The sequence below is a fragment of the Lysinibacillus sp. fls2-241-R2A-57 genome (genome assembly GCF_030209535.1).
GTDB lineage: Bacteria > Bacillota > Bacilli > Bacillales_A > Planococcaceae > Lysinibacillus.
Genome location: NZ_JARVRU010000132.1, coordinates 1 through 8361, shown reverse-complemented (window position 1 = coordinate 8361; position 8361 = coordinate 1). Strand labels below are relative to the sequence as shown.

Genomic DNA, 8361 nt, shown 5'->3' with positions numbered 1-8361 from the left:
CGCGAAAGAGAAGTGAATACCCGCGCGCAAAGGTGAAATACCCGCGGAAGAGAAGAATATCCGCGCGCAACGGGAGAATACCCGCGAAAGAGAAGTGAATACCCGCGCGCAACGGTAAAATACCCGCGGAAGAGAAGCGAATATCCGCGCGCAACAGGGAAATACCCGCGGAAGAGAAGAATGTCCGCGCGCAACAGGGAAATACCCGCGGAAGAGAATCATACCCGCGCGTAACGGGAGAATATCCGCGAAAGAGAAGTGAATACCCGCGCGCAAAGGTGAAATACCCGCGGAAGAGAAGAATATCCGCGCGCAACGGGAGAATACCCGCGAAAGAGAAGTGAATACCCGCGCGCAACGGTGAAATACCCGCGGAAGAGAAGTGAATACCCGCGCGCAACAGGGAAATACCCGCGGAAGAGAAGAATACCCGCGCGCAACGGTAAAATACCCGCGAAAGAGAAGTGAATACCTGCGCGCAACGGTAAAATACTCGCGAAAGAGAAGAATACCCGCATGCAACGTGAAAATACCCGCGAAAGAGAAGTGAATACCCGCGCGCAACGGTAAAATACCCGCGGAAGAGAAGCGAATATCCGCGCGCAACAGGGAAATACCCGCGGAAGAGAAGAATACCCGCGCGCAACGTGAAAATACCCGCGAAAGAGAAGTGAATACCCGCGCGCAAAGGTGAAATACCCGCGAACATCATAATACCCACGGGGAAAAAGCAATACCTACGAAAAATGTTATAATGGTCAATAGTGAGGTGTTACTAATGCGTATCATTACGAAAATTGCACGTCAAAAAAACAATCCAGAACGTTATAATATATATTTGAACGAAGAATACGCTTTTCCTGTAGATGAGGCAATTCTCATTCAATTTGGATTAACAAAGGGTAAAGTGCTTGAGGAATTTGATATTCAGGAAATTGCCTATGAGGATGAGATTCGAAAAGCTTTTAATAAAGGGTTAAATTTTTTATCTTATCAAATGCGTAGTGAACATGAGGTCAAGAAAAAGCTTCTTTCGTTAGAATTTGGGGAGGCAGTTATTTTAGAGGCTATACAAAAGCTGAAATCATATGGCTTTTTAAATGATGAAACTTACTCTAAGGCATTACTTGATACAAAAAAGGCTACGATGAAAAAGGGGCCTAAAGCGATAAGACAGGACCTTATGAAAAAAGGGATTGATAAAAGCTTACAGGATGAGGTACTTGCTACATATAGTCATGGGGAACAGGTAAAGCTTGCGACACAATTGGCTGAGAAGGTAATTCGATCAGAAAAAAAGAAAACGCCAACACAAATAAAAGCTAAAATTCAAGATTTTTTAATGCGAAAAGGTTATTCTTTTAGTGTTGTAGATGAGGTGCTTAGTCAAATAGAGATTGAGCAAGAGGAAGATGAATGGCAACAGCTACTTGATGTACAAGGCGAAAAAGTTTGGAAAAAGTACTCAGCGAAGTATACTGGTTATGAACTGAAAATGAAAATAAAGCAGGCGCTCTATCAAAAGGGTTTTCCTATAGAAGTTATAGATCGTTTTATAGAAGAGAAGGAGAATGAAGAATGAACGAAAAAAATTATGCTGCCATGTCAGAGCATGAATTACGTGAAGAAATAGCTAGGATTAAGGAAAAGGCACGTAAGGCAGAGCAGCTAGGAATCATTAATGAGTTTGCTGTGTATGAGCGTAAGGCTTTAATGGCGGCTGCCTATTTAGTGGATTTAGATACAATAATTCCTGGAGAGATGTATCGTATAGACGGCTCTGAAAATGAATTTTTTCAAGTGGATTATTTAAAAGGGCGCTTTGCGTGGGGACATCGTTTAGGGGGCGAAAAATACCAAGAGGCTTTACCTGTTTCGATGCTATCTCCTGTAAAGGTGGGCAAATAAATGGATGAGAAAATTGAAAAGTTAACTGCTGAGTTACTTGCAAAAAATCCGGAAATGTCAGTAGGGCGTGCACGAGTATGGATTGAGCTTTTATGGAGTGATTTTGAATCAACTTCTGCAAAAGCTGGTTACGCTTATCGAGGTGCTGAATATACTGAAAATTTGGTGCGTCAATTAATTTCCAGCTATGGTGATAAACTGCATGCATTTGCGGGACGTAACCCCAAATACGCACATCTACTTGATGCTAGCGATGATATGGTGCAATAACAAAACCCTGACCAAATGTTGGTCAGGGTTTGCTGCTGTTTTAATTACTTGCGCCAATCTGTAATTTTTTCTGGAGTTTATCTTCTGTAAAAATCCAGCCTGTGTATGAAGTGATGATCTCGTTGTCATCGTTTAAATGAGCGACAGCAACGAAAGGATAGCGATTATCACTACGGTAGCGCAGATCGATTAATCTCACTTCTGTTAAACCGTTTTCAAGCTCTGAAATTTCCCACCGATACAATGGCGAAAACGACACGAATGCAGCGAGATTGCGATCTTTCATTGCTGTTTCTATAAGAGGTGTTTTCGGTAACGGTTCGATTTCGAATTTATCGTAAATATTAACAGTTCGTCCGTAAGCACGACCAACATAATAATGCGTTTTTGATTTTGCTGCAATTCGCCAGTGGAAGAACCGCATTGTAGGGGCTACAATTACATATTCTTCATCCTGAATGGTATTATGCACAGCTTTCTTAACAGCCTTTTGAACAGCAAATCGTAAAATATAGTATACGATGATAATGATATACATGCTGCTAAATGTCCAAATTGGATTTGCACCAAATACCCAAAGTAAAATGCCGAGGCAATGTAGTGTGAAAATAATAGGATCAAATGTATTAATTACACCGAGCGCAACCCATTTTCTAGAGAATGGCCGAATTGCTTGTGTTCCATAAGCATTGAAGATATCAACAAAGACGTGAAGTACTACAGCTAAAAATGTCCAAAGCCATAAATGAAACACATTTGCATCTTGAAAAATAAATGATAAAACTGCTGTAATTAAGATGGGCCAAATCGCTACTGCTGGTAGTGAATGTGTAATTCCACGATGATGTCGAATATAAACTGCGTTATTGCGTAGTTTTAATACTGTATCGACATCAGGGGCCTGTGAGCCAATAATCGTACCTGCTATTACTGCTGTAAATGTTATTGAATGGTTTGCTACTACCGGATCGGCTAATGCAAGACCACCAAGGGCTATACCCATAACGAAATGTGTACCTGAATCCAAAAATATCCACTCCTAGTATGCATAAAATTAGAGTACAATTTGCATACATGTATATTTCAATAATTCGTAATACTTGATAGTTACTTAATCAACATTTGCGCTGAACTATGTTCTTTAAATATAACGTTTTTGGTCGTTTTCGCACAAATGATCTTTTCTTAATTGTATACCCTTTTTACCATAATTTAAATCGTAAATACACTGGAGGTCACTGTGAATTATCCATATGTAACAGAATTTCGACAATCTTTAGTCGATTGGTTTAATGTTGAGAAACGAGATTTACCTTGGAGGCATACTACGGACCCGTATCAAATCTGGGTATCGGAAGTAATGCTACAGCAAACGCGTGTCGACACAGTTATTCCTTATTACAATCGCTTTATGGAAAGTTTTCCAACATTAGAATTACTTGCTGAAGCACCACAAGAATATTTATTGAAGCATTGGGAAGGCCTAGGATATTATTCCCGTGCACGTAACTTACAAGCGGGTGTTCGCGAAGTATTAGAGAATTACGGTGGGGTAGTACCTGATAATCGCCATGAGATTTCAAAATTAAAAGGTGTAGGCCCCTATACTGCTGGAGCTATTTTAAGTATTGCCTACAACAAGCCCGAACATGCAGTTGATGGCAATGTTATGCGTGTTTTAAGTCGTGTTCTTACTATTCATGATGATATAGCAGTTCCGAAGACTAAAAAGATTTTTGAAGCGGCTGTTGAAGAACTTATAGATCCTGAAAATGCATCGTCCTTTAACCAAGGTTTAATGGAGCTTGGTGCGCTTATTTGTACACCGACTTCCCCAAAATGCTTATTATGTCCAGTTCGGGAATACTGTAATGCATTTAATGAAGGTGAGCCAGAAAAACTGCCTGTCAAATCTAAAAAAGTAAAGATGAAGCATATCTCATATGATGTTCTTGTATGTGAAGATGACAAAGGTCGGATTTTATTGGAGCAGCGTCCAGCAGAGGGTTTATTAGCTAATCTATGGCAGTTTCCAATGCTTGAGCATGGTAAAGATTCAATAGATACTTTTATTAATGACTATGCTATAAAAGTTCAATCGCAACAAGATTTGCTAACATTTAAACATGTTTTTTCACATTTAACATGGCATCTAAATAGCTATTTTATGAAATGTAATTCAACAGTAAAGGGCGAATGGCTGACTCGCGAACAGATAGAATTATTGCCCATGCCTGTTCCAATGCTAAAAATTTGGCAAGAAATAAAGAATTAATCGACAAAATATTAAAAATTAAATTTATGAGCATAAAAGCATTCACCTCGGTACACAATAATTAGCGTGGAGGTGAATGAACAATGAAAAAGCAAAACAACTCAAATTTCCAGCCGAATAAAAACATGCAACGTCAAAGTCAAGAATTTGGTTATGAAACAGACGTTAATGAAGTGCAAAAGCAAAATGCTAAAGCAGAGCAAAAGAAAGCTCAAGCTTCAGGTAATAACTTCAATAAAACTAACCAAGATCTTGGTGAATAACACTTTGTAATTGCATAATTGCATTTACCTCTTAGGGGCTGTCTAAATCGAAAAGATTAAAAAAGGCAGCTCCTTTTTAATTTTGGACGAAAACTGCTCGGGTGTGAGAAGAAACCGCTCAGGTAGACGAGAAAACTGCTCAGGTGTGAGAAGAGCTCAGGTAGACGAGAAAACTGCTCGGGTATGAGAAGAAACCGCTCGGGTGTAAGAGGAAACCGCTCAGGTAGACGAGAGAACCGCTCGGGTGTAAGAGGAAACCGCTCAGGTAGACAAGAAAACTGCTCGGGTTCGAGAAGAAACCGCTCAGGCTCCATAAAAAACCACTCAGATCAGAAGAACCGCCAGCTCAGTAATAAGAAATAAAAATTAAAAAATTCCAATTGAGTTATTGTTGTGATTAAAATTTGCTTCAAATTCACAAAATTTTGTACAAATTCAAAAGAGCGCAGGGAAATTTGTGGTTTTCTAACTACACCTTTCGCGTACACATTGCTATAATATACTAGAGACTGCTAGATTTAGGTAGCATAGACGAAAAGGTGGGCTTCAAAAATGGCAATACCGGTAGAAGGAGAAACGATACAAATACATAGTTATAAGCACAATGGCCGTATCCACCGTGTTTGGCAAGAAACAATGGTTTTAAAAGGAACGAAAAATATCATTATCGGTGCGAATGAACGAACACTTGTGACAGAATCCGATGGTCGAACGTGGCTAACGAGAGAGCCTTCTATTTGTTATTTCCATGCGGAGCATTGGTTTAACATCATTTGCATGTTACGTGAGGACGGTGTGTATTATTATTGTAATCTAAGCTCACCATTTGTTTTCGATAATAATGCCATTAAATATATTGACTATGATTTAGATATTAAAGTTTTCCCTGACATGTCTTATTCACTCTTAGATGAGGATGAATATGAACTACATCGGAAGGAAATGTCTTATCCAGATGTCATAGATAAAATTTTAAAGCGCAATGTCGATAAATTAATTAGCTGGATTCAACAGAAAAGAGGACCCTTTGCACCTGATTTCATCGATGCCTGGACAAATCGTTATAAGTTTCAGCTCGATATGCAAGCAGATGATTGTTAGCAACACTTCACCTATTAGTTTTTTCTAATGGGTGTTTTTTTATCGCCCAGCCTTGGCTTCAATCAACCATATATTTTAACAAATGTCATCTTCAACTTTTGGTGATGAACCATAATCTAATTGCAAAATAGTGAGCAATAAAGCCGTATTAACTGTACTTCAATCGAAATATTGCTATAATACGTTTGGGCATTCAGTTTTTGGATGTCTGTTTCTTTTTATATGGCGAAAGTAATAGAGCTAACAAAAAAGTCCTCCATGTAGCTGAAATGAACGTAGTGAACTGCTTACTATTTTCTACATAAAGGGTGAGGCTTTTAAGAAGGATGTGATATAAATTGGATAGTATAAAGCGTTATATGAGGTTTGTAAAACCATATACGTGGGAAATTATTATAACGATTTTAATTGGAATAGTGAAATTTGCGATTCCGTTATTTATCCCATTACTAATCAAAATTGTGTTAGATGATATTATCGCTGCAGATCATTTAACAGATGCAGAAAAAACAAAAGAGCTGTTTTACTGGTTAGGTGGTACCATCATTGTATTCTTTATTATTCGACCACCGATTGAGTATTACCGTCAATATTTTGCTCAACATGTTAGCAACAAAGTGCTTTTTGATATTCGACAACAAATATATGCACATTTACAGCGACTAAGTTTAAGATATTATGCAAATACAAGAGCTGGCGATGTTATTTCAAGAGTGATTAACGATGTGGAACAGACAAAAAACTTTATCATGACAGGTTTGATGAACGTTTGGCTCGACCTTGCGACAATCGTTATTGCGATTGGTATTATGTTTGCCATGGATGTTAAGCTTACGCTAGTAGCATTAGTTGCGTTCCCATTCTATGCATTTAGCGTGAAGTACTTCTTTGGTAAACTTCGATCTTTAACACGTAAACGATCACAAGCACTTGCAGGTGTGCAAAGTTATTTACATGAACGTGTAGCTGGAATGAGCATTATTAAAAGCTTCACGTTAGAAAAGCATGAACAAAAATTATTTGATGAAGCGAATGGTGAATTTTTAGAGAAAGCACTGGATCAGACAAAATGGAATGCTAAATCCTTTGCAGTGGTGAATACAATCACGGATGTAGCACCTCTGTTAGTAATTGCTTATGCAGGTTATCAGGTTATTAATGGAGATCTTTCCGTCGGGACGATGGTTGCCTTTATTGCCTATATCGAACGACTGTATGGTCCACTTCGTCGCCTCGTAAGTTCATCAACGACATTAACACAGTCTATTGCTTCGATGGATCGAATGTTTGAATTAATTGACGAACCATATGAAGTAATAAATAAGGCTAAAGCGTTAGAGCTACCTCGGGCACATGGTGAGGTCCGCTTTGACAATGTGAACTTTCAATATGAGGTAGATGGCTCACAAATTTTAAACAATATCAATTTCACTATTAAACCTGGAGAGACAGTTGCATTTGTTGGAATGAGCGGTGGTGGTAAATCAACCATTATTAGTTTGATTCCACGCTTTTATGATACAACGAGTGGGACAGTGAGTATTGATGGATATGATGTTCGTGATGTAACATTACATTCTTTACGCTCACAAATTGGCATAGTCCTACAGGATAATATTTTGTTTAGCGATTCCGTAAAAGAAAATATTTTAATGGGTAAGCCAGATGCTTCCGATGAAGAGGTCATGGCTGCTGCCAAAGCGGCAAATGCACATGATTTTATTATGAGCTTGCCAAATGGCTATGACACAAAGGTCGGGGAACGTGGTGTGAAATTATCAGGTGGCCAAAAGCAGCGAGTAGCAATTGCTCGTGTATTTTTAAAAAATCCACCTATCTTAATACTGGATGAAGCAACATCTGCATTGGATTTAGAAAGTGAGGCACTTATTCAAGAATCACTGGATGTACTTGCGCATGAACGTACAACCATTATAATTGCTCACCGACTTTCAACGATTACACATGCAGATAAAATCTTAGTTATAGATCATGGACAATTAATTGAAAGTGGTACGCACGAGCAATTGATGCAAAAAGAGGGAACATACTATAATTTATTCCAAGTGCAACATTTAGATTGAGATTTCAAGTTAAAATTATTTAAACGAATATGCTTCAATAGTAAATAAACTATAAAAAGTCTTCCATTTAAACGTAAATGGAAGGCTATTTTTTTGTTATTTTTATAAAACACTCTTGTTTAATAAGATATTATTAATACAAAAAATCGAACGATGTAGAAAATTTATGTTTATTGGAGAATAAATATGATTGAAAGAGTAATATTTTTTAGTTAGAATTATCTGAAAATGGAGGAAAAAGTGGTATTTAGTGGGCTCATCACCAAAAAATGTGGATGACATTTATTTAAGACATATACCTTGTATATAAGTTGACCTTCGTTCCGGCAGGGTGACTCCTTGGGGATTAGCAGCTCAGCGGACGCCCCAGGAAGCTTTGCTCTGTGCGAAAGCGAAGCGGCAGCTACAAATGTTTTATCTGTGCGAAAGCGAAGCGACAGCAACAAATGTTTTATCTGTG

9 protein-coding genes are annotated in these 8361 nt (G+C 38.3%); 7 read left to right on the top strand and 2 right to left on the bottom strand.

The window, feature by feature from the left end; translation table 11 throughout:
* On the bottom strand, nucleotides 1-709 hold a 709-nt coding region (locus tag QRN68_RS19025; RefSeq protein ID WP_285398467.1), incomplete at its 3' end, for a hypothetical protein.
* 69 nt (nucleotides 710-778) lie between these two features.
* On the opposite strand from QRN68_RS19025, the gene recX reads away from it, so the two are divergent.
* The 3 genes from recX to QRN68_RS19010 are packed head-to-tail and all read left to right on the top strand — an operon-like array spanning nucleotide 779 to nucleotide 2178.
* Nucleotides 779-1582 (top strand): recombination regulator RecX, encoded by an 804-nt coding sequence (recX, locus tag QRN68_RS19020; protein WP_285398468.1) that lies wholly within the window; start codon nucleotides 779-781, stop codon nucleotides 1580-1582.
* Entirely contained in the window at nucleotides 1579-1908 is a 330-nt protein-coding gene (locus QRN68_RS19015; protein WP_079562722.1) for a YfhH family protein, read from the top strand. Before recX ends, QRN68_RS19015 begins: the two co-directional genes overlap by 4 nt.
* Complete coding sequence (locus QRN68_RS19010; protein WP_285398466.1) at nucleotides 1909-2178, top strand: YfhJ family protein; 270 nt, start codon at nucleotides 1909-1911, stop codon at nucleotides 2176-2178.
* A gap of 40 nt (nucleotides 2179-2218) precedes the next feature.
* Here the strand turns inward: QRN68_RS19010 and QRN68_RS19005 are convergent, their stop codons facing one another.
* Entirely contained in the window at nucleotides 2219-3205 is a 987-nt protein-coding gene (locus QRN68_RS19005; protein WP_285398465.1) for a metal-dependent hydrolase, read from the bottom strand.
* Nucleotides 3206-3418: 213 nt separating this feature from the next.
* On the opposite strand from QRN68_RS19005, the gene mutY reads away from it, so the two are divergent.
* The 4 genes from mutY to QRN68_RS18985 all read left to right on the top strand — a co-directional run bounded on the left by mutY (nucleotide 3419) and on the right by QRN68_RS18985 (nucleotide 7901).
* A complete protein-coding gene (gene mutY / locus QRN68_RS19000; RefSeq protein ID WP_285398464.1) occupies nucleotides 3419-4453 on the top strand; it encodes an A/G-specific adenine glycosylase in 1035 nt (344 codons plus the stop codon).
* Between the two features lie 83 nt (nucleotides 4454-4536).
* A complete protein-coding gene (locus tag QRN68_RS18995; RefSeq protein WP_285398463.1) occupies nucleotides 4537-4716 on the top strand; it encodes a gamma-type small acid-soluble spore protein in 180 nt (59 codons plus the stop codon).
* A 552-nt stretch (nucleotides 4717-5268) separates the two neighbouring features.
* Entirely contained in the window at nucleotides 5269-5817 is a 549-nt protein-coding gene (gene ntdP / locus QRN68_RS18990; protein ID WP_283869608.1) for a nucleoside tri-diphosphate phosphatase, read from the top strand.
* Nucleotides 5818-6155: 338 nt separating this feature from the next.
* Nucleotides 6156-7901, top strand: a complete 1746-nt coding sequence (locus tag QRN68_RS18985) for an ABC transporter ATP-binding protein (RefSeq protein WP_285398462.1) — start codon at nucleotides 6156-6158, stop codon at nucleotides 7899-7901.
* Nucleotides 7902-8361: the final 460 nt, after the last annotated feature.